The sequence below is a fragment of the Leptospira interrogans genome, from assembly GCF_900156205.1.
Classification (GTDB): domain Bacteria; phylum Spirochaetota; class Leptospiria; order Leptospirales; family Leptospiraceae; genus Leptospira; species Leptospira interrogans.
The window spans coordinates 48,706-74,021 of the sequence record NZ_FTNA01000002.1 but is presented as its reverse complement, the minus strand read 5'-3'; the positions used below and the strand labels follow the sequence as shown (position 1 = coordinate 74,021).

Below are 25,316 nucleotides of genomic sequence, written 5' to 3'. Positions count from 1 at the left end.
TTTAAAAATTTGTAATACGACTTAATCTGTGGGAACTCTCACAAGTCGCGGATTTACCAGTTAAACCTTGAAAATTGTGGGAACTACTCGACCCGAATCACAAAAAATAAATGTTTAAAAATTTGTAATACGACTTAATCTGTGGGAACTCTCACAAATCGTGAATTTACCAGTTAAACTTTGAAAATTGTGGGAACTACTAGGAAATTCATCGTCCAATTAGATTTTTGTACAAAACCACTATTTTGCGACCATCATCAAAACTTAAATCCCATTTTAAAGTGAGTTCAACTGAGAAAGACTTTTCTAGAAGTATGAGTTCCTACAATTTTAGAATTTGTTCGTAAAATCATAATTTGCAATAGTTCCCACACTTACATACGATAGGTTCATTGTTATAAACTTCTATTATTTAAATTGTGGTAGTTCCCACATTTAAGGAGTCGATCTATAAATTTCAAATTTCAACTTTTTTCAGAATCAAGGGTTCCTTACGCCAAATTCACATATGAGAACACGATTCGGAAAACTCAGCAAATGGCTCCCTAAGGACCCATCACCTTACCCACAAGTTGAATAGGATTTTAGAATCAGAAGGCTCAAAAAGGCACATTTTTCAAGTGTTCCGACAAGAATGAGTCTTTTTACTTGCAAAAAGTATGTTTTTCTGATAAAGAAAACCTTTTCACCTCCTCCCCCACCCAAAAATAAGGGCGGGAACTAAGTTTTACAGAAGATTTTGTCGTAATTCCGACAGATTTATATTGAGATCCAATTATTTGTGGGTAAGGTTATGCTAAGGACCGGCATTCAGGGAGTGAAACTTCGAGTATCCACAGAAAGCAAGATGCCGAATTGAAAAGAGCGCTCTGTTGAGTTCCCCCACGTATCGATCCCTTTTACGTTATACCGAATTCACATTAATTAGCTACGTTTCAATCAATTTCCCATCAGATCCTATCGAACTTATCTGAAATGACTCTTTGTGATAAACACTTAGGCACTCAATTTGATAGAGATCAGTAATCTTACACGCATAAAATAATTTTGAGAACAAACAACTAAAAACAAACCTACTTGCCTTCCTTTGAAAGGAAATCACAAATCAATATTTTAGAGAATTACGATATGATTGATTGATATATTTAGAAAATATCAACTGATCATTCTGCCTTAAAAAAAATAAGCAAAGCAGAAACCACCTATCTTCTGAATGCCTCTTTTACAATCTGTATGAGTTGTATTATTTACAATTTTGAAACATACTTTGCACAAAAAAACTTTATAAATTGTCTGAAAAAAGACAAAAGGAAAAATTCTAAAGATAGAATTTAAATCATTCTCTAACAAAATTCATAAACTTAATTTCCGATTAGATCGATTTTATCTTTGTAACAAAAAAATCTTGACCAAAATACTATAAAAAACGTTTCAATTTGGGATTGTAACAAAAATGGCTTTCTAAATTCTAAAACTTAAATCTTCAAAAAACTCCATTGGATTGAAGTCTAACAAAGAAAGAACGATGACAATAGATGAAATTAAAAATAAAATAGAATCCGGTCTTCCCGATTCTAAGGTAACAATCTTAGACCCTTATAAAGACGGAGTACATATCAAAGCGATTGTAATTTACAAAGGATTTGAAGGTAAATCCATTTTGGAACAACATAGAATGGTTTACGAAACTTTAAAAGAAGAACTAAAACAAGAAGTGCACGCTTTAGCGTTAGAAACGAGGATACAAGAATGAACAATGACTTAAAACAAAAAATAGACGGTTTAATTGGATCGAATAAGGTCTTTTTATTTATGAAAGGAACTCCAGAAGCCCCTATGTGTGGTTTTTCCGCCGGTGTGTCTAACGTATTGAGAAGTTTAGGAATTCAATTTGGATCTTTTAATGTTCTCTCAGACGAAACGATACGCCAAGGAATCAAAGAATATGCAAACTGGCCTACCATCCCACAACTCTACATCAACGGAGAATTTATAGGCGGTCACGATATTGTAGTAGAGATGGCTAAAACAGGAGATCTTCAAAAAAAAGCAGGGATCTTAAGCGCAGGATGAAGTTATATCACTTTCAATCCTGTCCTTACTGCTCTTACGTAAGAGACGAGTTTCAAAAAATGGGACTCGTCTCTGGCAAAGATTATGAACTGATAGAGGCCAGTCGTGGAACTCCCGGAAGGGAAGAAGTAATTCAACTAGGAGGAAAAAGCCAAGTTCCTTTTTTAGTAGATGGGGATACACGTATGTATGAATCCAGAGACATTGTAGAATACGTAAAACTTAAAAAAAAATTTTAAAAACCAAGTAAGTCTAAAATTTTATTTCCTACATCTCTATTCTTACCTTCATACGGATAATTATGAATGTATAAAACCGGATTGAAGTTTAACTCTAATATTCTATAATCTCCCTTTTTTTCCAAATCTTGTAAAATAATATCTACTCCGCATATCTTTGCACCCACCGATTTTGCGGCCTTTACGGCAAGTTCTTTATAATATGGATGCGCGAGATCGGTCACATCCATAGAATCTCCTCCAGTGCTTATGTTCGAATTCTTTCTTAAAAATACTTTTTGGTCTTTTGCGGGAATAAAATCTTTAGTAAAACCGGATTGTTGTAAAACATCTAACTCAGTATCGCCTAACTGAATTTTTTCTAAAGGAGTCACGTGTCCTACTCCTCTTCTAGGATCTTCATTTTTAAAAGATACAAGGTCTTGGATTGTATGAATTCCATCTCCTGTAACATTAGCCGGAATTCGGTTACAAACCGCTACGGTTTCTTCTCCGATCACTAAAAAACGATATTCGTTTCCTTCCGCGAATTCTTCCACGATGATAGACTCGGAATGATTGAATGCAATTTTAATCGCTTTTTTGGCATCTTCTTCGGAAGTTCGAGGAGGTAAAACTGATATTCCGATTCCGAAATTCGTGGTTACAGGTTTCACTACCATTTTCCGATCTAAATTTTTTTGCCAAAAAAACAAAGCCGACTCTGAATCTATAAAACTATCTCCTGCTGGAACCTGTAAATTATATTCGTACATTATAATTTTTGAAATTGTCTTATTTTCCATTACAAGAAAAGTTATGTAAGAATCTAGTGCAGTTTTAGAAGCTTCTTTTACGTATTGAACAAGTCCGTTTTGATTTTTAAGTCTTAAAAAATGATTTTTACGATCTAAAATTTCTACTTCTAATCCTCGATTCAGAGCATCTCTAAGTACAATTTGGGTAGAAATTTCTAGATCTTCAAATCCTTCTAAAACGAATTTTTCCGGAGAAAGAAATTCTCCCGGTTTCAATTTCAATGATTGCATAGTTTAACAGTAGGATACTGAGTTTGAATTTCCTGTTTTTCTAGTTCTTCTTTTTCCTGAAAAGAACGAATCGTTTCTTTTTCCATTTTCATCAAGGTTCCAGGTGAATATTCTAAATAGGAAAACATTCGTTTATTTTCTTGAGCAAGTTCAATTCCCTTTTCTCTAAATTCTATATTGCGTTTTAGAATTTCTGAAAGTAATTTTCCAGAAGGAGTTTTATCCGGATTTTTCCACTTTTTGATTTGGAAATCAATCGCTTCTTGATACGTACGTCTTCCAGCATGAAGATCTAAAATTTTAGCGTAGTGGCGAAGAGACTCCGAGTATTCCGCACCTGCTTCTTGGAAATTTCTCTTGGATCCGTTTACGTTAATTTTTAATTCTGGATTCCTTCCTTCCCAAATCACTGAATTCAAATTTTCTTTTAAGCTAAAGTTCTCTTCTTCGGAAATAGAAGGAGATACTTTTAACAAAGAATCTAAAAGAATCAATTGAGTAAACGCAAGATTAGATCTACAAACTCCTACGGGAGAATATGGATCTATATCCAAAGAACGAATTTCTATATACTCAATTCCTCTTTGAAGAAGAGCGTCTAACGGTCTTTCATCTCCTTTTGGAATTTGTTTCGGACGAATTGGAGAATAAAATTCATTTTCTATCTGAAGATAATTTGGATTGAGTTGAGCGTCCTTATTTTCGGAAAAAGAAACGTATTTAGGGTACGGAGTATGAACCGCGTAACACATACGATCCACGTATTCTTCCAATGAATTATAATGAATTCCTAATGTATCTTGAACCTTGCTCGTATATCCGATCTCGCTCATTCTAAGAGAGGTAGCATAAGTTGAATATAATGTAAAATTCTTATGTTTTTCGAACTTCAAACTTCCTGGATTTGGTAAAAACGTAAAATCAAAAACAGGAGAAGATCCTGTAAGATAAGTCAAAAAATGAACCCTTCTTAAAAAATTCCGAATTACGTGTAAGTATAAAGAAGAAATCTCTTCCTTTGTAAAATTAGAAATTTCTTTTCCCAAAAACTGTCTGAGGAAAACCTTTGAAAAAGAAAAGTTATAATGAACCCCGGAAATAGTTTGCATCCTTCTTCCATAACGAAGGCCCAATCCATGACGATAGATCGTTTTCCATCTTCCGGAGTGAGAAGTTCCATATTGTCCAAGTGGAATTTCGTTTTCTTCTTCGGGTAAAACAGGCGGCATACTAAAAGGCCAGATGAGTTCATTTTCCAATTTGCGAATCGTAAATATATGCAAATCTTGTAATTCTCTAATATTTGCTTCTACTTTAGGACGAGGGTGAGTCGCATATTCTAGTTGTGGTTCTGCAAAATCGGTCTTGATATAGTGATTGGTCAAACTAGAACCTAAATGAATCGGATGAGTTGTTCCTGAGAGAGTTCCATCTGGGTTGACTCTCATACTTTCTTTTTCTAAACCGTGTTTTGCTTTTACCGCGTGTCTCAGAAGGATTTCTAAAGAAACCTCTTCTATTTTTGATTGAGTAAGTTCTTTTGTTTTCAAAGTCCGCCTGTGGCCCCTTCTCCACGTGGATCGCAAGCTCCATAGAGCATTCCATTCTCTCTTTTGACAGAAAATAGTTTCGCAAAGTTCGGAGCAATTCTAAGATCGTGTTTTTTAGAGGAAAGACCATCAAATACGTTTCTTTCATTTACTGATTTTTCTATAAATACCGCATCCGGAAAAAATTGATGATGTATTCTTCCCCTGGCTACGGATTCATACAAAGTCAGATTAAAATCTAAATTATAGATCAAAGACTGTAAAACGGCGTTTACGATATAAAAACCTCCAGGAGCACCAGTAACTAAAAAAGGTTCTTTATTTTTAAATACAATTGTAGGAGACATACTGCTCAAAGGAGTTTTCTTAGGAAGTATAGAATTTGCTTCCGCACCGATTAAACCGTATACATTTGGTTCTCCTGGAGCTCGACTAAAATCATCCATTGTATCGTTTAACACAATTCCAGTTCCAGGAGCGACTACAGAAGCTCCAAATCTAAAATTGATAGACTGAGTTGTAGAAACTGAATTTCCTTCACGATCCATAACGGAAATATGTGTAGTTTGTGGAGATTCTACTCCAAAGTTTAAAGTTTTTAAAAAAGAAGAGCTACTAGAAGCTGTTTTAGGATTAAAATTTGAAATTTTTTCTTCCGCGTATTTTTTAGAAACAAGACGTTCAATTGGAATTTTTGTAAAGGCAGGATCTCCACCTAACATCGCTCTGTCCGCATAACCTCTTCTCATCGCTTCTACAATAAAATGATAATATAAAACAGGATCTTTTTCATACGTCTCTTTCAGAGGTTTTGTTTCCACCATAGACAACATAGTCAGTAAATGAACTCCAGAAGAAGGAGGAGGCATCGTGTAAATCGTATAATCGTGGTAAGTTGTATGTACTGTTTTTTTCTCGATTACTTTATAACCGCTCAGATCTTGTAGAGTGATAAGACCATCGTTTTTTTTCATCGCATTGACAATCGAATTCGCAATTTTACCGTGATAAAACTCTTTATCGCCAGTTTCGGAAATGAGTCTGAGAGAATTTGCAAGATCCTTTTGAACGAGAATACTGTTTAACTCCGGAATTTTTCCTTTGGGAAGAAAGATATTTTTCATTTCTTCGCTCATATCTTTAGAAGATTTTTGAATTGCGGACTGAAGGTCTGGATAAACTGGAAATCCATTCTCGGCGAGTCGGATCGAGGGGGAGATCACAGTTTTAAGCGGAAGTTTTCCAAAACGTCTTTGGATCTGCACAAGCCCTGCAACGTTACCCGGAACACCTACTGCCCTAAACCCTAAAAGAGAATCTTCCTTAGGTTTTAGTTTATACATATCTCTAGAAGACGTATTCGGCGCCCTTTCTCTAAAATCGAAAGCGATCGGTTCTGGAAATTCTTTTAAATAAAGAATTAAAAAACCTCCTCCTCCCAAACCAGTAGAATGGGGTCTTGTAACAGAAATTGCAAAAGAAGTCGCTACTACTACGTCCACTACATTTCCGCCTAACGCGCCTACTTCGATCCCGGCCTGTGTCGCCTCAGGAGAATCGGAGGATATCATTAAATTTTTACTTTCACTAAAGTAATCAGTATGCGTTTTTTGGTGGGAAGGAACTACGAGCAGATCGGTGGAAATTTTTTTCCCCTCAATCAGAAGAGAATTTTCCCTACAAGAGAAGAGTAAAAGTATCAAAAAGATACGAATTGTAATTTGTTTCATCTGGTTTCCGGTTTTAATTCTTTTTTCCGGAAGAGAATTCCATTTCGATTCCTTCTTTACCGGAAATCAATTTTGCTTTTCCACCGGATTTTAAAACGCCAAAAAGAATTTCTTCTGAGATCCGTTTTGAAATATGAGTATCAATCCATCTTTGAACGGGTCTTGCGCCAAACTCCGGAGTATAAGCCTTATCTGCGATGTAAACGAGTACATCTTCGTTAAACTCCAATTCAATTTGTTTAGAATTCAATCTTTCCTGTAAAAGAGCAAGCTGTTTTGCAACCACTTTAGTTACATTTTCTTGATTTAAAGAAGAGAACTCTATAACCGCAGTAAGACGATTTCTAAACTCTGGAGAAAATTGTTTTTCGATCGCTTTCAAACTTCTATCTTCTAAAAGATCATTTGCAAAACCTACAGGATTTGTAGAACGTTCTCGTGCACCCGTATTTGTGGTCATTACTAAAATTACCTGACGAAAATCGGATTTTCTTCCATTATTATCTGTTAGAGTCGCGTGATCCATAATCTGTAACAGTATATTATAAATATCTTCATGAGCTTTTTCGATTTCGTCTAGAAGCAGAACACAGTGAGGATTTCTATAAACCGCGTCTGTAAGTTGTCCCCCTTGTTCAAAACCTACATAACCGGGAGGGGAACCGATCAAACGAGAAACTGTATGTTTCTCCATATACTCGCTCATATCAAAACGAATTAGTTCCACTCCTAAGATTTCAGCGAGTTTACGAGTTAATTCCGTTTTACCTACACCAGTCGGACCAGCAAATAAAAAAGAGCCGACTGGTTTTCCTGGCTCAGAAAGCCCACTTCTAGAAAGTCGAATCGACTGAACAAGTTGGTCAATTGCAGAATCTTGTCCGTAAATTTTGGCCTTTAGCTCTTCATCTAAATTTTTAAGTTTTTCCCGATCGTCTGCTTTGACTGTGACTGAAGGAACCTTTGCAATTTTAGAAACTAAATCTTCAATTTCACGAACCGTGACAGTTTTTTTACCACTTTCTCTAAGACGAACCCTAGCACCAGCCTCGTCCAAAAGATCAATTGCCTTATCCGGAAGTTTACGATCTAAAATATATCGCGCCGATAACTCAGCAGCTTGCTCTACTGCAGAAGAAGAATATTTGACCTTATGAAAACTTTCGTATTTTTCCAAAAGACCTTTTAAAATTTCTATCGTTTCGGAAATAGAAGGTTCTCCTACTTCTACTTTTTGAAATCTTCTGGAAAGTGCATGATCTTTTTCGAATATAGTTTTGAATTCTTTATAGGTAGTAGTTCCGATACAACGAAGCTCCCCGCTGGAAAGAGCGGGTTTTAAAAGATTAGAAGCATCTAAAGAACCACCAGAGACCGCTCCGGCTCCTATAATCGTATGAATTTCGTCTATAAAAAGAACGTGATCTTCTTGTGCGGTGATTTGAGCGACAACGTTTTTCAGCCTTTCTTCAAATTCCCCTCTAAACTTAGTTCCGGCGAGTAAAAGCCCCATATCTAAAGAATATACTTTCAAATTCTTTAATGGTTCCGGAACCTTTCCGTCCACCACTCTTTGTGCAAGTCCTTCCACAATGGAAGTTTTACCAACTCCTGCTTCTCCCACAAAGATAGGATTGTTCTTTCTTCTTCTACATAGAATATGAATGGTCCGATCGAGTTCGTCTTCTCTTCCCACCATAGGATCTAATTTTCCTTCTTTTGCTTTTGCGGTTAGATCCACACAAAATGCTCGTAGAGGATCGGAGATTTTTTCCCCTTCTTCTCCTGCCATTTCTTTGCCTGGATTTTTTTTAGAATCTTTACGAATCCCGTGAGAAATATAACGAACGATGTCCAGTCTGGAAATATCCTGAGAACCTAAAAAATAAACAGCGTTGGATTGATCTTCTCGAAATAAAGCGGCAAGAACATCTCCTCCATCCATTTTTTTATTTCGAGTAGATTGAACATGAAACTCAGCAAGCTGAAGAACGTGTTGTACACCAATCGTATAAATAGGGTCTACTTCTCCAGAAGATTCCGGAAAAGATTCCAGTTCACTTTCCAAATAATCGATCAAATCCTTTCTTAACCTTTCTATATCGGCTCCACAGGCTTCCAAAACTTCTTTGGCAACAGAATCATAAGTCAGAGCTAAAAGTATATGTTCCAAGGTAATAAATTCGTTTCTTCTTTTTTTAGCTTCTTCCCAAGCCTTTCTTAAAGTACGTTCCATTTCTTCCGTAAGAATCATGACTCCTCCTCTCCTTCCTCCACTTCCATCGTACAATGAAGCGGGTATCCATGTTGTTCCGCCAATTGTTGCACTTGCGCCACTTTGGTTCTTGCCACGTCGTGAGAATAAACTCCGCATAACGCCTTACCAGTAATATGAGCTTTCAACATGATCTGTTGACTTTCGGCACGGCTTCTATGAAAGACCATCTGTAAAATCCAAACAACAAATTCCATAGGAGTAAAATCGTCGTTCAGTATAATAACTCTATATTTAGAAGGTTTTTTTAATTTTATCTTCTCTTTTGTAAGAGTTTGTTCTTCCGTATCGAATCGAAAGATATCACTCATGATTCATAACTCTCCTGATCCGTAGGTCTAAGATTCAGAACTTCATTTACAAATAAGCCATTCGTATAAACTCTTTTTAAGGGGGAATGTTCATTTGTTTCTTGGATCATTTCCTGCATATGCGATCTTTCTTCTTTTAAAAAACGTTCAATTGCATTTCTGGCACCGCTATGAAAAATCAAATGAGAACTATAAGTAGGCATTGCCGGAAAACCTCGAACAAACTTATGCTCACCCTGTGCGCCTGCTTCAAAAACTTTGATTTTCTCTCTGATTGCATACTCAATCAATTGATAAAAACAACATTCAAAATGAAGATGAGGATAATACTCCAGACAACCCCAGTATCTTCCATAGAGAAATTCTCCTTTTCGTAGATTGAAAGTTCCAGCAATCGCTTTACCTTCTCTATAGGCAAGGACGAGTACAATTCTATCTAAAAACGTTTCAAAAGAAGAATCAAAAAATTTACGGTTTAAATATGCAGAACCCCATTTGCGAGAATGTGTATCTGAATAAAAACTCCAGATTGAGTTCATGTCGGATTTTGAAATTTCATTTCCTTCTAAAACTTTAATTTCAAAGCCGTAACTTTTAACGATTTCTCTTTCTCTTTTGATCTGCATCCTTTTTTTAGATTTCATCGCTTGTAGATAATCTTCAAAATTAGAATATCCAGGATTGATCCAATGATACTGATGAGAAAGTCTGGTTACAAATCCATATTCAGAAAGCGTTTCCGACTCTTCTTTATTCAAAAATAAAAAATGAACTCCGGATAATTTTTGTTTTTCACAATAACGAATTAGTTCCGGAATCAAATAAGAACAAACTTCTTTCAACGTTAGACTCTCATCGTGTAAAATCCTTTTTCCGTTTGCAGGAGTAAAAGGAATGGCAACCAGACCCTTTGGGTAATAAGAAAGTCCTGCTTGTGTAAAAAAATGAGCCCATTGAAAATCGAAGATGTATTCACCGTAAGAATCAAATTTTAAAAAGAAAGGAATCATAGCCGAAAAACGATTTTCTTTCCAGAGAACGCAGTATTTTTGAATCCAAGAAGTGGATGGCCCGATACAACCGGAAACTTCTAAAGAACGTAAAAAATCATATTCTAAAAAAGGACTTTTAGGATCGGAAATACGATTCCATTCTTCCTTGGAAATAGAAGAAATAGAATCTAAAAATTCTACACCGTTCAAAGAATCAGAATTCATAGTAATCCTTGGACGATGATCACAACGCTTTTGTTAGAGATCGAGTGAAAAATGCTTTCGAATCTTTTGAACCGCTCTGTGAGTAATTACCTTGACGTTGGATTCGGAAAGTCCGGTTTTTTCAGAAACTTCTCGAACACTCATTCCGTCTAGTTTGAGATGGGTGAGAATTTGTTTTTGTCGTTCGTCTAAAACGTCCAGCCATTTTTTTAAAATTTCCCTGGCCTTTTCCGGTTCTTCTTCGATCGGTTCGGGTGAAGCAAAAAATTCTAAATTATCCGTGGCGAAAACACGATCTCCACTTTTCTTTTTCCGTAGATAATCGATCGTCTTGTATCTGGCAATTGCAAAAATCCAAGGTGCAGGATGACGATCTTCTCTATAAGAATCCCAGGCCTTATAAAGGCCGATTAGAATTTCTTGAATTAAATCTTCTCGATCTTCTTCGTTGCTAATACGTGGACTGAGATATGATCTGAGAATTCCAGTTACGAGTCTAAGAAACTTTTCAAAAGAAATTTGATCTCCTTCGCGTGTTTTACGGATCAGAGTGGAACATTCTTCCCAAATTTCTTTTTTAGCTGACATGTAACTAATTACTTAGAACCTTCGAAAAGATAAGAAACTGTACTTGGATAAGTTTAGAAAAAGCTAAAACCGATCTCTTCCAGTTTGGACCAGGAAGAAATTATTGTCCAATCATTCTTGAAAATTGAAAAATTTCCGAAGTGCTCACAATCAATGTTTCGTAAAGAACAAACAACTGAATCCTTAATTCGAAGAATGGTAGAAGAACCTCCCATTCTAAAACACGAACGGAATCGTTTTCTCATTTTAGCACCTATTTTTATAATCGTAATATTATTACTTTATTTAATTAGTTTTCATCCTTTTACAAGTCGTTGGATCCATCTTCCGAGCTTGTGTCCGGATTTCTTATGGATTTCTTCGATCGGTCTATATTCTTTTTGGATATTATCTAAATTGCGTTTTCCTGAAGAATCCTTTTCCAAATCGGTTCGTTTTCCACTAATATTTGCGTCCTTTTGGATTTTATATTCCGTATGTATGTTTGGATTGGATTTAATTCTAGAAGAGAAAATTCAAACCCATATTGGAAAATGTTGGATCATTTTATCGATTATAAATCTACTTTTTGCAGGATACGGAATTTTGATTTTAAGAACGGGTAAACCAGGAAATCCTATTTTAGCCGCGGCAATCCTTTCTATTTTCAGCCTGGCATTTGCAAATTTCTTTCTTAAATTCTTTTGTATCGATCAATCCTCGTTTCACATTCTATTTTCTCACGTTTCTTCAAGTTTAATTTTATTTCTTTTTAGTTTTTTTATATTTAAGAATATTTTAAAATGGTAAAATATATATAATCTAAAGTAAGTTCGTGGAGAAATTTTCTTTAAATATATTAGAGTTGTTGAAAAATTCCATAACAACAATTAACAAAACGCTTCAATCGGCCGTTTCCATACAACGAAAACCCATAGAGAATTAATTTTTCAACAATTCTATTGCTTTCGAAATTTATTTATCAATTTACAATCGAAGAGTTTATAAGTCTCTTTGTTAAATTAACCGACCTTTCTCATTAAACTAACGCGAGTTCTACATAAAAATTGAATTCTTCTGTAAAATAACGTAGGAACTACCACAACTCACAATTTTACGGATGTATTCTGAAAGTATGAATTCCCACATTTTTATTTTACGGATCAGTACAATAGAATTCCCTAATTTTTGAAAGTTTTACTGTACAATCTTAACTTGTGGTAGTTCCCACAGATTAAGTCACATTACGAACTTTTAAACATTCATTTATCGTAGTTAAAATCTGTATGAGTTCCCACATTTTCAAAATTCAACTGTAAAATTAACGTATGTTCGTGTTCATGAAGAAATTTATTTTTCTGAAAAAAGTTGGAACCTAAACTTTACGGATCAATTCCCAAAATGTGGGAACTATCACAAATTACGATTTTACGAACAAATTCTAAAATTGTATGAACCCATACGTTTAGAAAATTCTTTCTCAATCTCTTAACACAGAACTCACGTTAAAACATAAATCCGTATGAGTTCCTACATTTCATTTTTACAGAAAAATCAGGATTTATAAAACGAATCTACTATATCAAGATTACATTATATCCAAAAAATAAACCTAACTCTTAGTAAACGCTTAGAATTCCCAAGCAGTCCTAAATACTTCTTTTTCTTCTGCAAATCGAATAAGTTTCGATAAAAAAGGATCTTGTGAAAGTGTGGAACTATCACCGATACAAAGTAAAAGATCCCTGGCTCTAGCCATACCTACGTTGATCCTTCTCGATTCTTTTAAAAAACCGGAACGACCTTCCAAATTAGAACGTACAAAACCAAGTAAAATGCAACGATTCTCCCTTCCCTGAAACGAATCGATTGTAGAAACGTTGATTTTTGTAAGTCCTACATCTCTTAGTTTTTCAGAAATCAATCGAACTTGAGCGCGATAAGGAGAAAGAATCGTAATCTCATCTTCTGGCCAGTCGTTTTCCTTTAAAAGAAAACAAAGACGCACCTGCAAATCCGCTTCAAATGGATTGGAAATACTATCATCTAGAATAACTTCCTCACTATCGGTTCCAGAAGTATCGATCCACTGAAACGCATTCAAAAAAGGGAATGTTTTTGGAAAGTTAGACTTCCTTTCTTTTTCAGAACGCCCCGATTTTAAAAGACCCGAATAAAATTCTTTCGAAGGAAAAGCAGATATTTCATCTTTCATTCTGTATTGTGTATCGAGTAAAAAAACGCGTCCGTACAATTCTAAATTCTCAACAGCTTTTTCAAAAAGTGTAGTTTCAAGATAATTTTTTTCAGAAAATAAAGTAGGAGGTAATTGTTTGTGATCTCCTGCGAGAATCACACGATCCGATTTTAAAATCGGAATCCAAAAAGCTGGTTCCAAAGCCTGAGAGGATTCGTCTAACACACAAAAGTCGAACGTTCTATTTTCTAAAATACCTCGGGCCGAAGCAACCGGGGTAGAAACGATTACAGGATGAGAAGAAACCAAACTATCTATCAGCCCTATTTCCATAGAACGAATCGTTTTTTTAAGTTCCTTCACTTCTGTAAAAAGTTTTTTTCGTTCTTCTCTTTCTTTTTCGCCAAAATTCCGTTTAAATTTTTTGGCCTGTTTTGAAATTTCGATTACGTCTTTCCTATATTCGTTTAATAATTTTCCGTCTGGATGGTGAAATAGTTTATAATCTAAGGTAGAATGGATTGCGATTTCGTTGATCCGAGCCGGATGACCAAGTCTTAAAACTAGAATTCCTCTTGCCGAAATTGATTCAACAAGAAGATCACAAGCAGAATTTGTAGGAGCAGATACTAATATCTTTTTTTCTTCTGCAACGAGTTGGCTTACAATTTCAGTTAATGTAGTTGTTTTGCCTGTACCCGGTGGTCCGTGAATAATCATTACGTCCTCAGATAAAACTGAATGTATAACTGCATTTTTTTGAGATTCGTTCAAAGACGTACTAATTCTTCCCAAGATACGAGAACGATCGGAATCTCGAGTTGAAATCAAATCCGGTTTTCCATAACCCAAAAGAAGTTCTCGATTTACATACAATCTTGTTCCTTTAGTCGCCAATCTAACAGCGTCTAATGCGTTAAACATCTCTTTGTAAGAAGTTTCATCCGGCAAAAGATCTAAAAAACATTTTCCTTCTTCTGCCCATTCCGGAACCTCTTCGATCGAAATTTTAATTTTTTCTTTATGAAGAGAAACTAATATAGCTTTAGCTCGATCTTCATTTTTACCAAATTGAACCGGGGCGCCGGTTTGAAACTTTATAGGATATTCTTCTTGATTGGAAAATCGAAAGGTTAAAATCCAATTTCCTTCTCTTCCCAGAGTTTGTTCTTCGTAAACAATAGGATATAAAGTGATTCCTTGTCGAACTCTATCCGGAATCGGACGTGATAACCAGTCTTTTGAAAAAATAGAATCTTCTTCTTTCTTTTCTCTTTCGAGTTCGGTTTTAACAAACTCTAACTCAGAAATAGAATCAGAAAAATTTCTATCCTTCAAAACCGATCAGGGGATAGGACTACAATTCTGTAGACCTGTGATTTTGAATCTTCTTTGATAGAAAGACCTTCCGCAAATCGAATCGCACTAGCAAGAGTTGTACCTGTAGTTTGACCTGCGAAAATTCCTTCTTTTTGATAGAGATCGGATTGATATAAAAGAGCTTGTTCCCGATCCACGCCTACATATTCGTCTACGATCTTAGGATCGAAGGATTCCGGAAGATAAATCGAACTTTCATTTTGAACCATCTTACGAATGAATCTAGATTTTTGACTGACTCCCATAATCACCCGAACAGAAGATTTTTTAGACTTTAGAAATCTTCCAACACCGGAAAGAGTTCCACCAGATCCACCACCTGCAACAAATGCGTCCACATTACCACCAAGATCTCTCCAAATCTCAGGGCCTGTAAAAAGATAATGAGCATTTGTATTCGCCATATCTTTGTACTCGTTTAAGATAATAGTATTCTTTTCTTTTTCTTTAATTTCCTTAGCTCTTTTTAAAAGAGAGTCGTCCCAATTTCCTTTTGCCCCTGGAACTATTTCTACATGCGCCCCAAAAGTTTGTAAGTCTTTGATCTTTAGAGGATCAGTATCACCTGCCACTAAACAACGAAATTTATACTGACGAATTGTACAAATCCAAGCCAGACTCATCGCGGTAGTATTATAACCGGGTTGAATCACTTGTCCTGCCGGTTTTAATTCTCCTCTTCTTTCAGAAGAAAGAAGCATAGACAGAGCCGTTCTATCTTTTACCGAACCGGTAGGATTACAGAATTCTGCTTTGAGATAAAATTCTACATTAGGAATATGAGAACCAATTTGATTCAGACGGATGAGAGGAGTATTTCCGATCATCTGCAAAATCGTTTCTTTAACTGGTTTTGCTACGCTCAACTCCCGCCCAAAAGATTTCTGAATGTTGTTCAGCGCGCTAAGGAAACTATTTCCGAATTCGTCTATAGAACGGGATATTTCATCAAACATATATTTTCGGTAGAATTATATGGCGTATAACCAAGGTTCAACTTCTTTCTGCTTTTTTTCAAACTCTCCAATCTTACTTTCTTGTTTTAGAGTTAGACCTATGTCATCAAGTCCGTTATAAAGACAGTATTTACGAAAAGAATCCACTTCAAAATAATATATTTTTCCAGTCGGTCCGGTTACAGTTTGTTTGTCCAGATCCACTATGACTTTCGCTCCTACGTTAGTCGAAACTAAATGGAACAGCTCTTCTACTTCTTCCGATTTTAAAATGACTGGAAGCATTCCGTTTTTAAAGCAGTTGTTGAAAAAAATATCCGCGTAAGAAGGAGCAATGATTGCCCTAAACCCGTAGTCTTCTAAAGCCCAAGGAGCGTGTTCTCTGGAAGATCCACAACCAAAGTTATCTCTGGTGATAAGGATAGAAGCTCCCTTATATCGTTCTTGATTGAGGGAAAAATCAGGATTGAGTTTGGTACCCGCGTCGTCTAAGTATCTCCAATCGTGAAACAGATGAACTCCGAAACCGGTTCTTTCTATCTTCCGTAAAAATTGTTTTGGAATGATCTGATCCGTATCCACGTTGGGTCTGTCCAGTAAGGCGGCAATTCCATTTAATATAGTAAAGGGTTTCATAATATTCTAATTTACCTTTTTATTTCCAGTTTCGAATATCCACAAAATGGCCTTCGATAGCCGCGGCGGCGGCCATTTCCGGTCCTACTAGATGGGTTCTTCCACCTTTTCCTTGACGACCTTCAAAGTTTCGGTTAGAAGTAGAAGCACAACGATCTCCCGGTTCTAATACGTCGTCGTTCATCGCAAGACACATAGAACAGCCTGGATTTCTCCATTCAAAACCGGCCGCGGTAAAAATTTTATCCAGACCTTCTTGTTCCGCCTGACGTTTGACTCTGCCTGAACCAGGAACCACAATCGCCTGAACCTTAGAGGAAACTTTTTTTCCTTTTACGGTAGCAGCGGCCGCTCTTAAATCTTCGATTCTAGAATTAGTACAGGAACCGATAAAAACTTTATTAATTGAAATGTCTTCTATCTTCTGGCCCGATTTGAGATCCATATATTTAAGCGCAGACTCAATTCCAATTTTTTCCACCGGATCATTTGCATCTTTTGGATCTGGAACGACTCCTTTTATCGAAACAACCTGACTGGGAGAAGTTCCCCAAGTTACCATAGGAGCGATTTCATCTGCATGAAGAATTACGGTTCTATCAAATTTAGCACCTTCGTCCGTTACATAGTGTTTCCATTTTTTGACCGCAAGATCCCATTCAACTCCTTTTGGAGAAAAGTCCTTTCCTTGAATATAATTAAAAGTAGTTTCATCTGGTGCGATTAAACCTGCTCTAGCTCCCGCTTCGATAGACATATTACAAATAGTCATTCTAGCTTCCATACTGAGGGCTTGAATTGCAGAACCTCTATATTCGATCACATAACCTGTCGCACCTGCGGTTCCAATTTTTCCAATGATCGCAAGAATGATGTCTTTTGCTGTGACCTTATCGGAAAGTTTTCCATCGACTCTAATCTCCATTGTTTTTGCTCTTTTTTGAACTAAGGTTTGAGTCGCAAGAACGTGCTCTACTTCGCTGGTTCCGATCCCGAAAGCAAGCGCACCAAACGCACCGTGTGTAGAAGTATGAGAATCTCCGCATACGATTGTCATTCCAGGATGAGTCAGTCCCATTTCAGGAGCAATTACGTGAATGATTCCTTGGTCAGGGTTTTGAAAATCATAAACGCGGATTCCATTTTCGTCGCAGTTCTTTTTTAAAGTCTGCATTTGAATTGCGGAAACGGGATCGGCCAGACTTAAATCACGTGTTCTAGTAGAAACGTTATGATCCATTGTGGCAAAAGTAGCTTCAGGACGACGAACCTTTCTGCCTGCAAGTTTAAGTCCTTCAAACGCCTGAGGACTTGTAACTTCATGAATGAGATGGCGATCTATATAGATTAGATAGGATCCAGCATCTAGTTCTCCGACTAGATGATCTTCCCAAATTTTTTCGAACATTGTCTTCATCGAATTCTAATACTCCCCGAAAGAATTTCTTTCGGAATTTTTATAATTGGTTTCTCGAAATGGAATCCGTCTAAATTCCATCGTTGAGAAATCGGGTCTTTTCGTCTACCCGGATCTATTGTAAGTGAAAAGTAACAAATTTGGAAGATTGAAAATTCTAACGGGCTCTAAAAACGTAGACAGTTTTTCCTAAACTGATTTCATCAAAGTCATAAAGAATCCTAGGTCTTAAAATTTTTTTTCCGTTGAGATAAGTTCCACCATCAGAAATCAAATCGTATAATACGAAACGGTTTTTGATCTTACGAATTCTTGCGTGTTGTTTATTGACACCAGGATCGGAAACAACTACGTCGGAAAGTTCTCCGTTTCCCAAAGTTGTTTCTGCCTTACGAATCGGAACTTGTTTTCCAGGAGACCTACCTTCTTTTTGAATTAGAGTAGCAAGATCATAGACTTCCGCTGCTTCAAATTCAAGTTCACTCACAGGTAAAGAACGAGAAACGTGTACACCTTCCGGGTTCGCATACGGAGAAGAATGAAACTGATCCCCGTACATTCTCTGATACACTTCTCTTTCTTCACCTCTTGCTTGAAATTTTCTTTGTTCTTCTCCAGGTTCATCTAAATCCACATTTTCTTTTCGAAATAAGAGAAGAAGTCCAATCAAAGTAAGAACGAGTAAAAAACCAATCGTAGGAAGAAACACTTCCGGACTGAGCAAAACAAAACGGAGTTGTTTTATAATTCCTGGTTTGTATGTGTAAGTAAACTTTCCGCCTCTGGAAGATTCCCAATCTACTCGAATAAAATCCACCTCCCCTTTCCAAAAATCGTTTTGAAAGGGAGAATTATATCGAATCTCTGCAGAGTATTTATGAAAGTATTCAAAATCCGTTAAGAACTTAGAGATCAAATCAGTAGAATCAATGTCATAAAATTCTCCACCGTAAATCCGAACGAGCTCTAAGTTAGAAAAATTACGTTTGCCTATCACTTGGATTGGAAGACCGGAAGTAGATAACCCCTGTCTAAGACCCGGAGGTAATTTGTATTCTGAATCTGAAACTAATAAGCTCAAATAAGATTCTTTGGTTAAAGTTGTATTCAATTTTTGGAATACTAGATCTAGATTCGCTCCGGTATTATAATTACTGAGAGAACCAGGTACTCTAGCTTTAGAAAGAGCGGTTTGTCTATCCAAATCCTTTTCTACAACAAGAAGATCATCCGAAAAAAAGATAAAACTGAAATGATCTTCTTCTCCGGAAGATTGGATCACTTTTTGTAAAAATCGAGTATTGAAATTATTTTCTTCTAGAGAAGTTCCGGATTGAATTAAAAAAACAGAATGTATTGGACGATTCCCTTCTTTACGAAGAACTTTTGGTCTAAGAACAGTTCTGGTTTCAGATCCTTTGGATTCCCGAATTAGAAAATTTTCTCTTTCCAAAGGAAATTGTTTTTTATCTCGAATAAAAAGTTGAATTGAAGGATAAGAAGAAGAATCCTTATCCTCCACGATAAAAGGAGACTTCTGCGCCCAAAGCGGAGAAAAAAATAAAATTAACGTCAGTAAAACTGCATACCTCATCGTTCGCACTCTACTATCTGAGATCAACTTTCAAAAAGTCTTTTTCCATACTCAGATTTAACAATCCATTCTCCCTGAATTGGTCTTTTGAGAATTTCAGCCCAATCTCCCTGATAAAGGATACTTATAGTATCGGCCAAAGATTTGGCGATAGAGATTTCATGAGTAATAAAAATAAGAGAAAGTTCTTTTTCTTTTCTGAATTTCATCAAAAGTTTGAGAACTTCTGTTTCGCTGATCGAATCCAAGGCTGCAGTTGGTTCATCCGCCACAACAATTTCTGCCCCAGAATAAACCGCTAAAAGAATCAAAATCCTCTGTCTCTCTCCTCCAGAAAGATAACTTGGAAGAGAATCGAAAACTTTTTCCGGTTCTAAAATGAAAATGGATTCTAATAAAGATAAAATTTTCTTTTTCTCTGCGAGTTTTAGGTTGTAAAGTGAAAACGCTTCTAAAATCTGAGATCCAGTTTTTCGATATGGATGAAAACCCCAAATCGGATTTTGTGGAATCAACGCAATTTTTTTTCCTCGAACATTCTGCCACTCTCTTTCGGTAAAATACCGAACGTCTTGGCCTAACAGAAAAAAACGATCAGACCTTAGAAAGAGCTCTTTTTCGGTCGTTCCCAAAAGACAAGACGCAAACGTAGATTTGCCGCTTCCAGATTCTCCTAAGATACAATGTACATCTCCTACATCGAGTGTAAAATCGATTCCTTTAAGAATGTGGCAGCCAGGAGTGGAAACCTTAAGATTAGAAATTTCTATGGCAACAGAATTCACAACAAACAGGTCATTCCATTTTGAAAAGGTTATATTCCACGATACTACAGATGATATGCCCGATTAAAATATGAGATTCTTGGATTCTAGCGGTCACGTTACTCGGAACGATAACGTCCAAGTCAGAAAGATTTTTCATTTTTCCGCCGTCACCACCTAACAACGATATGGTTTTTACTCCTCTCGTTTTTGCTTTTTCCAGCGCCAGTAAAACGTTTTTAGAATTTCCACTTGTAGAAAGCCCAATCAATAAATCTCCCTTTCTACCAAAAGCTTCTATTTGTCTTGAAAAAATTTCTTCGTAGCCGTAGTCATTAGAACAAGCAGTCAAAACGGCGGAATCAGCAGAAAGAGAAAGTGCGGGTAGCGCCTTTCTTTCATTTCCGGACTTATATCGAACTACCAATTCCGCAGCGATATGAGAAGCGTCACAAGAAGATCCTCCGTTTCCACAAAGAAAAATCGTGTTCCCAGCCTGTAGAATCTTGGAAACGATTTCACCAGCTTTTATGATGTCTTCTAAAATTGAATCAATACATTTCTGTTTGGTGGCAATAGAATCCCGAATCTGACCGAGGGCGATTTCTTTAATATCCATCTTAGGTGTTTCCTCTTTTTTTTCGAATCTGTTCGAGCACTTGAAAAAATTCCTTCTTTGCTTTTTCAAAATCCTGAAGAGAAAGATTTTCCGTATACGGAGAATTTTCTTTTTGATTACCGCTCACGTTTAAAAAATACAATTCATCCGAAACGATACTTTTAAGTCTTTTTGTAGAATTAGACTGAAAGAATTGTTCGAACTCTGATCCCATATACACGAGTAAAATACAAAGAATACTTGGTTTCAAACGAATAAAAATCTGTTGTTTCCAAAAAGGTTCCCAGTTATAAAAGTCCTTCCAAGTTTCTTGAGAAGAATCGGATTTTTCGTATAAAACCTTGATGTCTTCTTCAATTCCTTCTGGTTGAAATCTAGAAAATACACTTTTTAAATCGGAATGTTCGTAAGAAAGAATCCGATTGAATTCTGCTTCCGGAATAAAAACGACTCCACTAATTTTATCTGCTTGAACACTTAAAAAATTTCCGGTGCTGATCACGATAGAATATTCTCTTCCAGATTTTTCTTTTCCTTCGAGTCTAAAAAGTTTAGGGCCATTCTTTAGAATTTTATAATATTTTGTTTCGTGAATCAATCCGCCATTTTTCTTTCGAGTCACAAAAAAACGATCCGCTTTTTCCCTCAGTTCGGCCAATTCTCTCTTATAACCAAAACTTTCACGTACTGGAGGCGTTTCTTCTTCGGGACGTCTTTTTTTCTTTTTTCTTTGAAAAAGAGAAAAGAATTTTATAAAGAACGACTTAATGGCGCCCATAGTCCTCTTTCACGTTAGACGGTCGTTCTAAAATTTCTTTTTGCAGTTCGTATTGTTTGGCGTCTTTTAAAAAAGTAGAATATGCAGAAGAAACCGCAATTACCCAACCCGGAAAACCGTCTAAAAACCCGAACTTAAAAAAATACGTCTCTATAAATTTAGAAAACGGTTTGTAGATAGTTCTCAAAATAGAAAATCTTTTTCCTTTTTTTTGTCTTGTAAACGCAACAATCGAAGAGAACTGATTGATCGTATTTACTTGATGGGAAAGATCTCGAAAACTATAGTGAATAATATCTCCGCAAATTTTACTTCCTTTTCCTTGAATGCTAATATAATCGTGTGGATTTTCACCTACCCAAATCGCGTTTCCTTTTTTAAAAATACGATAACGATATTGAGGATACCAACCGGAATGACGTATAAACTTTCCCATGTGATAAGTCAGACGAGAAACTTGAAGACCGTTTAAAGTTTCATCGTCTTGTTTTTGTTTAAACGATAGAATTGAATTTTTCAGTTCTGTAGAAATTCTTTCGTCTGCGTCTAAAGAAAGAATCCAGTCGTATTTACAAAGTGCAATCGCATCGTTTTTTTGTTCGATATGACCTTTGAATCTCTGTTTATAAAATCTCACGGAAGAAAAAGACTTAGAGATCATTTCGGTTTTATCCGTGCTGATTGAGTCTAAGACCACAATTTCATCTGCAATTTCTAAACAAGATTCGATGCACTCTTTTATGTTTTTTTCTTCGTTGTAGGTAATGATAGCAACCGAAAGTTTTTTTCCGATCGATTCTTGTAGAATTCCCTTTTTTTGAGTTTGTTTTTTTTTCTTGGCTGGAATTGATTTTGCCATCGGTTTGATTGATTCCTGGAATCGGTTCTTTTTTCTAATGGTAGAATGAATTCCTTCTCTGTCATTGGTTTTTTAAGAGAATTTTTAGGAACTTAGGGAGAATAGATATTGAAATATAAAATTGCAAACGGACTGCAAACAGTTTCTTTAATTTCTTTCGGTTTGTTTTTATTTAGCTTTCCATTGTCGGTAAGTATATCTCAGATATTTGGAGCGACTACGATCCTTAGCACCTATCCTTTGTTTTTTTTAGAAAAAAAATTGAAACAAGTTTGGGATAAAATTCAAATTCCATTTTACAGCTTTTTAGGAATCTATATTCTACTTTTCTTATTTTCTATTTTTCAATCAGAAAGTTATTCTCCTTTTTTTAAAAAATTTTTAAAACAATCTGAGTCCGGCGATTTTTGGATGTTACTTATTTTCCCAGCGTCCTTTCTAATTGCATCCATAGAGAAAAATCACAAAACCTTAAGAAAATTTTTATTCATATCTGCGACGATCACAATTCTATTAGGTTGTATCAGTTTATTTTCAGAAGTTCGTATTGGAAAGTTTGTAGCAAACGGGTTTAAATATGCACCAGGTGATAGGCTACAACATTTTTCTGGAAGTATAGGGCCAATCAAACTCTATCTTCCTATCGGAATGATGAATACGCACCTAACATTTGGAGGACTTTTAGGACTTTTTTTACCCGGACTTTTTATAGATTGGATTCAATCCTTTCAACAAAAAAGAAGTTTTGTTTTCGGATTCAAAACTATTTTAATGCTTATAGGATTTATAATACTATTTTTCAATCAAAGTAGATCGGTTTGGTTAGGAGTAATATATGTTTTACTTTTACTCATACTTTCTCTGAGAAAACATTTACCTAAAATTTCCCTAAAAACAAAAATGATTTCTGGTTTAATTTTGATCTCCGTCTTTTTGTCTACAGTGTATTTTTTTAGAAACAACTGGCTAATCCAAAGATCAATTTCTCAAATATTCCAAACTCATAATACAGAAAATCAAAGATATTATATCTATAAAAACACAATTCCTTTGCTAAGTAAACATTGGTTTATCGGAATAGGAGGAGGAAACTACAAAGACTTTCATTGGAAAGAATCTTCGAATATGATCCAGAAAGAAGAACAACTTTGGTATGAACTTTATATCACTCCTAGAGGACACGCACACAACGATCTTCTACATTTTATCGTTACGGGAGGAATTTTTTCTGGAATCTTATTTTTACTTTTTTGGGGAAGATTGTTCGGTTCATTTTTTCAAAATGATTATAATACTCAGAATGGAATTTCGATACTTACAATCGGGATTTTAAGTTTGTTTCCAGCTGGTTTTTTTCAGTGTTATCTGTTAGACGATGAGGTGGTTCTACCATTTTTCGCGTTTTGTGGAATTTTTTTAGGAAGTAGTTTATCACTTCCAAAAGTTTTTTTTGACAAAATCAGAGAAAATAACTTACAATCAATCCCTAAAACTTTAAACAATTTACGATTTAATACTATATTCAGAAAATTGAATTTAATTTTAGACAAATTTATAATTTCTAAAATAGACATGCAGGACGAGGAAAAAGAAAATCAAAACATTTCGCATCATGATTCTCAATCTTTGAATTTAGATAAAACAGAAACAATTTTTAATTTAAAACAGAGCCAAACCGATTCTTCAAGTCCTAACACAGTTTTGACTTTTAATTTTTCTCTTTCTTTCTATAGATTAAAGAAAGAATTTTCGCAAAAGAAAATAAATTTTTTAAAAAAATTTGCATTCGAAAAAATAATTTTACATTTTAAAAAAAATTGGAATCTGTTTTTAAAAACAATTTGTGCAATCTTTATTCCAATGATTTTTTATTGGATTTTTTGGATTCCACGTTTAAATTTAGAACCTCTGGAAGTATATAACAGAAGAGTAAGATCTTCTGATCTTACTTTGACTCATGAAGTACAAAATAATATTCTAAAATACGAATTAGATTCAGAAGAAAAATCTCCGAGTATTTTTTCTTGGATTAATTTTAGACAAACGTCAAATTCATCTTTAAAATCGTCTCTTTTCAAAATTCAACCTTACCGTTTGAACGTATCTCAAGCTTCGTTACCTTTTCAAGTAGAAGGTTGTTTAACTCATCGTTATCCAAATCCTCCAAAACCTAGAAAAACTCCATTTAGTTTTGCGATTTACGTTCCCGAAAATTCGATCAATCCTCCAAAATCGGCAAAGATTACAGTCGTTACTAGAGATTCTTTTGACCAAGACCAACTTTATTGGGCACATGGAGAGGGAGATTTAGGAACCATTTCTGTGAATTTACAAAAAGGAAACAATCAAATCTTAATCCCTAATTTTCTAATGGATACAACTCCGAAAGAATTTCCGGAAGGAGTTTTTTTTCGTGATTTTAGAATTAGTTATTCCGGTTTTGAAATGGAGCGAAAGCCCGATCTTCCAAAATTGTATTTTGGTAGAATCTGTGATACTGTAATTCCTATAGAAAAATGAAAAGACTAACGTTAGATCAATCTAATATAACGCGAATTCGGTATAAGAAAAACTAGGAAAATTTTTACACTCATTAGAGTTGTTGAAAAATTCCATAGTTCAGATTAGCAAAACCGCTTCAATTGTCCGTTTCCATAAAATAGAAACAAATGGAGAATTAATTTTTCAACAATTCTATTTATGGAGATGATCAATCTTAGTCTTTAAAGGTTAAAAATAGTGGAGTTCCCACATTTCAAAACTTCTCCGTAAAATATAGATTTGTGAGAGTTCCCACAGATTAAGTCGCATTATAAATTTTTAAACATTCATTTTTTGTAATTAGAGCAGGAGTTCCCACATTTATTTTTTCTGGAAAAATCGGGTTTTTATAAATGAATCTCTTGTTCTAAATTCACGTCATTTATTCCTTATTTTGTATCAGAGAATTCGAATTTTTGTAATAGTTCCCACATAAAAAAACAAATCGCCGATTCCTTAATCGAACCCAAGTACTGACCGAACATATTTTGTATAAGTCGATCGATTTACAGATAAAATTAGGATGTGTGGGAACTCTTACAGGCAGTTTTTTACCAAACATATATAATCAACTAACGTAAATTC

The 25,316-nt window shown here is 35.4% G+C and carries 21 protein-coding genes and 1 pseudogene; 5 read left to right on the top strand and 17 right to left on the bottom strand.

Annotation, left to right across the window (positions count from 1 at the left end):
- Positions 1 to 1,525 precede the first annotated feature (1,525 nt).
- Genes BW942_RS01915 through BW942_RS01905 form a run of 3 tightly spaced genes read left to right on the top strand, consistent with a single transcriptional unit; the run spans position 1,526 to position 2,312 of the window.
- The gene (locus BW942_RS01915; protein ID WP_000150944.1) at positions 1,526 to 1,753 is read left to right on the top strand and encodes a BolA/IbaG family iron-sulfur metabolism protein; all 228 of its coding nucleotides are present in this window, start codon (positions 1,526 to 1,528) and stop codon (positions 1,751 to 1,753) included.
- Positions 1,750 to 2,073, top strand: a complete 324-nt coding sequence (grxD, locus tag BW942_RS01910) for a Grx4 family monothiol glutaredoxin (protein WP_001058137.1) — start codon at positions 1,750 to 1,752, stop codon at positions 2,071 to 2,073. The genes BW942_RS01915 and grxD overlap by 4 nt, the downstream gene beginning before the upstream one ends.
- Positions 2,070 to 2,312: a glutathione S-transferase N-terminal domain-containing protein gene (locus BW942_RS01905; protein WP_000780847.1), complete on the top strand. Its 243-nt coding sequence runs from the start codon at positions 2,070 to 2,072 to the stop codon at positions 2,310 to 2,312. Before grxD ends, BW942_RS01905 begins: the two co-directional genes overlap by 4 nt.
- On the opposite strand, the gene gshAB is transcribed toward BW942_RS01905, so the two are convergent.
- The 7 genes from gshAB to BW942_RS01870 are packed head-to-tail and all read right to left on the bottom strand — an operon-like array spanning position 2,309 to position 11,011.
- Positions 2,309 to 3,340, bottom strand: a complete 1,032-nt coding sequence (gene gshAB, locus BW942_RS01900) for a bifunctional glutamate--cysteine ligase GshA/glutathione synthetase GshB (RefSeq protein WP_001191099.1) — start codon at positions 3,338 to 3,340, stop codon at positions 2,309 to 2,311. The genes BW942_RS01905 and gshAB overlap by 4 nt on opposite strands.
- A complete protein-coding gene (gene gshA, locus BW942_RS01895) occupies positions 3,328 to 4,890 on the bottom strand; it encodes a glutamate--cysteine ligase (protein WP_002969175.1) in 1,563 nt (520 codons plus the stop codon). Before gshA ends, gshAB begins: the two co-directional genes overlap by 13 nt.
- The gene (gene ggt / locus BW942_RS01890) at positions 4,887 to 6,620 is read right to left on the bottom strand and encodes a gamma-glutamyltransferase (RefSeq protein WP_017861857.1); all 1,734 of its coding nucleotides are present in this window, start codon (positions 6,618 to 6,620) and stop codon (positions 4,887 to 4,889) included. The genes gshA and ggt overlap by 4 nt, the downstream gene beginning before the upstream one ends.
- A 13-nt stretch (positions 6,621 to 6,633) precedes the next feature.
- Positions 6,634 to 8,874: an ATP-dependent Clp protease ATP-binding subunit ClpA gene (gene clpA, locus BW942_RS01885; RefSeq protein WP_001982061.1), complete on the bottom strand. Its 2,241-nt coding sequence runs from the start codon at positions 8,872 to 8,874 to the stop codon at positions 6,634 to 6,636.
- Positions 8,871 to 9,206, bottom strand: coding sequence for an ATP-dependent Clp protease adapter ClpS (gene clpS, locus BW942_RS01880; protein ID WP_001279894.1), 336 nt, complete (start codon positions 9,204 to 9,206; stop codon positions 8,871 to 8,873). The genes clpA and clpS overlap by 4 nt, the downstream gene beginning before the upstream one ends.
- Entirely contained in the window at positions 9,203 to 10,423 is a 1,221-nt protein-coding gene (locus BW942_RS01875) for a GNAT family N-acetyltransferase (RefSeq protein WP_001083543.1), read from the bottom strand. Before BW942_RS01875 ends, clpS begins: the two co-directional genes overlap by 4 nt.
- A 33-nt stretch (positions 10,424 to 10,456) precedes the next feature.
- Positions 10,457 to 11,011: an RNA polymerase sigma factor gene (locus tag BW942_RS01870; protein WP_001274737.1), complete on the bottom strand. Its 555-nt coding sequence runs from the start codon at positions 11,009 to 11,011 to the stop codon at positions 10,457 to 10,459.
- A 153-nt stretch (positions 11,012 to 11,164) separates the two neighbouring features.
- On the opposite strand from BW942_RS01870, the gene BW942_RS01860 reads away from it, so the two are divergent.
- The gene (locus BW942_RS01860) at positions 11,165 to 11,800 is read left to right on the top strand and encodes an NrsF family protein (RefSeq protein ID WP_000488571.1); all 636 of its coding nucleotides are present in this window, start codon (positions 11,165 to 11,167) and stop codon (positions 11,798 to 11,800) included.
- An 820-nt stretch (positions 11,801 to 12,620) separates the two neighbouring features.
- On the opposite strand, the gene BW942_RS01855 is transcribed toward BW942_RS01860, so the two are convergent.
- From BW942_RS01855 to BW942_RS01810, 10 genes and pseudogenes are all read right to left on the bottom strand, one after another.
- The gene (locus BW942_RS01855) at positions 12,621 to 14,525 is read right to left on the bottom strand and encodes an AAA domain-containing protein (protein ID WP_000654973.1); all 1,905 of its coding nucleotides are present in this window, start codon (positions 14,523 to 14,525) and stop codon (positions 12,621 to 12,623) included.
- Entirely contained in the window at positions 14,522 to 15,523 is a 1,002-nt protein-coding gene (locus BW942_RS01850) for a PLP-dependent cysteine synthase family protein (RefSeq protein WP_000459126.1), read from the bottom strand. Before BW942_RS01850 ends, BW942_RS01855 begins: the two co-directional genes overlap by 4 nt.
- 15 nt (positions 15,524 to 15,538) lie before the next feature.
- Positions 15,539 to 16,159: a 3-isopropylmalate dehydratase small subunit gene (gene leuD / locus BW942_RS01845; protein WP_000802156.1), complete on the bottom strand. Its 621-nt coding sequence runs from the start codon at positions 16,157 to 16,159 to the stop codon at positions 15,539 to 15,541.
- A gap of 19 nt (positions 16,160 to 16,178) precedes the next feature.
- Positions 16,179 to 17,576, bottom strand: coding sequence for a 3-isopropylmalate dehydratase large subunit (leuC, locus tag BW942_RS01840; protein WP_000855526.1), 1,398 nt, complete (start codon positions 17,574 to 17,576; stop codon positions 16,179 to 16,181).
- Positions 17,573 to 17,759, bottom strand: a pseudogene (locus BW942_RS21650) (hypothetical protein). The gene leuC and the pseudogene BW942_RS21650 overlap by 4 nt, the downstream one beginning before the upstream one ends.
- A complete protein-coding gene (locus BW942_RS01830) occupies positions 17,734 to 19,170 on the bottom strand; it encodes an FHA domain-containing protein (RefSeq protein ID WP_001268053.1) in 1,437 nt (478 codons plus the stop codon). Before BW942_RS01830 ends, BW942_RS21650 begins: the two are co-directional and overlap by 26 nt.
- Before the next feature lie 23 nt (positions 19,171 to 19,193).
- A complete protein-coding gene (locus tag BW942_RS01825; protein WP_001089500.1) occupies positions 19,194 to 19,955 on the bottom strand; it encodes an ATP-binding cassette domain-containing protein in 762 nt (253 codons plus the stop codon).
- A gap of 10 nt (positions 19,956 to 19,965) precedes the next feature.
- On the bottom strand, positions 19,966 to 20,553 hold the full coding sequence (gmhA, locus tag BW942_RS01820) for a D-sedoheptulose 7-phosphate isomerase (RefSeq protein ID WP_000351733.1): 588 nt from the start codon (positions 20,551 to 20,553) through the stop codon (positions 19,966 to 19,968).
- A gap of 1 nt (position 20,554) precedes the next feature.
- Complete coding sequence (locus BW942_RS01815; protein WP_000500892.1) at positions 20,555 to 21,331, bottom strand: LBBP_01157 family protein; 777 nt, start codon at positions 21,329 to 21,331, stop codon at positions 20,555 to 20,557.
- On the bottom strand, positions 21,318 to 22,190 hold the full coding sequence (locus tag BW942_RS01810; RefSeq protein ID WP_001129903.1) for a glycosyltransferase family 2 protein: 873 nt from the start codon (positions 22,188 to 22,190) through the stop codon (positions 21,318 to 21,320). Before BW942_RS01810 ends, BW942_RS01815 begins: the two co-directional genes overlap by 14 nt.
- Before the next feature lie 108 nt (positions 22,191 to 22,298).
- On the opposite strand from BW942_RS01810, the gene BW942_RS01805 reads away from it, so the two are divergent.
- Positions 22,299 to 24,710 carry an O-antigen ligase family protein gene (locus BW942_RS01805; protein ID WP_000875499.1) on the top strand — a complete coding sequence of 804 codons (2,412 nt, stop codon included), beginning with the start codon at positions 22,299 to 22,301 and terminating at the stop codon, positions 24,708 to 24,710.
- Positions 24,711 to 25,316: the final 606 nt, after the last annotated feature.

Coding starts and splice junctions, on each gene's coding strand:
- BW942_RS01850 (WP_000459126.1), bottom strand. CDS start 15,523: ATGTTTGATGAAATATCCCGTTCTATAGACGAATTCGGAAATAGTTTC.
- BW942_RS01905 (WP_000780847.1), top strand. CDS start 2,070: ATGAAGTTATATCACTTTCAATCCTGTCCTTACTGCTCTTACGTAAGA.
- gmhA (WP_000351733.1), bottom strand. CDS start 20,553: ATGGATATTAAAGAAATCGCCCTCGGTCAGATTCGGGATTCTATTGCC.
- leuD (WP_000802156.1), bottom strand. CDS start 16,159: ATGAAACCCTTTACTATATTAAATGGAATTGCCGCCTTACTGGACAGA.
- ggt (WP_017861857.1), bottom strand. CDS start 6,620: ATGAAACAAATTACAATTCGTATCTTTTTGATACTTTTACTCTTCTCT.
- BW942_RS01870 (WP_001274737.1), bottom strand. CDS start 11,011: ATGTCAGCTAAAAAAGAAATTTGGGAAGAATGTTCCACTCTGATCCGT.
- grxD (WP_001058137.1), top strand. CDS start 1,750: ATGAACAATGACTTAAAACAAAAAATAGACGGTTTAATTGGATCGAAT.
- BW942_RS01875 (WP_001083543.1), bottom strand. CDS start 10,423: ATGAATTCTGATTCTTTGAACGGTGTAGAATTTTTAGATTCTATTTCT.
- BW942_RS01815 (WP_000500892.1), bottom strand. CDS start 21,331: ATGGGCGCCATTAAGTCGTTCTTTATAAAATTCTTTTCTCTTTTTCAA.
- BW942_RS01830 (WP_001268053.1), bottom strand. CDS start 19,170: ATGAGGTATGCAGTTTTACTGACGTTAATTTTATTTTTTTCTCCGCTT.
- clpA (WP_001982061.1), bottom strand. CDS start 8,874: ATGATTCTTACGGAAGAAATGGAACGTACTTTAAGAAAGGCTTGGGAA.
- clpS (WP_001279894.1), bottom strand. CDS start 9,206: ATGAGTGATATCTTTCGATTCGATACGGAAGAACAAACTCTTACAAAA.
- BW942_RS01860 (WP_000488571.1), top strand. CDS start 11,165: ATGTTTCGTAAAGAACAAACAACTGAATCCTTAATTCGAAGAATGGTA.
- BW942_RS01915 (WP_000150944.1), top strand. CDS start 1,526: ATGACAATAGATGAAATTAAAAATAAAATAGAATCCGGTCTTCCCGAT.
- leuC (WP_000855526.1), bottom strand. CDS start 17,576: ATGAAGACAATGTTCGAAAAAATTTGGGAAGATCATCTAGTCGGAGAA.
- BW942_RS01810 (WP_001129903.1), bottom strand. CDS start 22,190: ATGGCAAAATCAATTCCAGCCAAGAAAAAAAAACAAACTCAAAAAAAG.
- gshAB (WP_001191099.1), bottom strand. CDS start 3,340: ATGCAATCATTGAAATTGAAACCGGGAGAATTTCTTTCTCCGGAAAAA.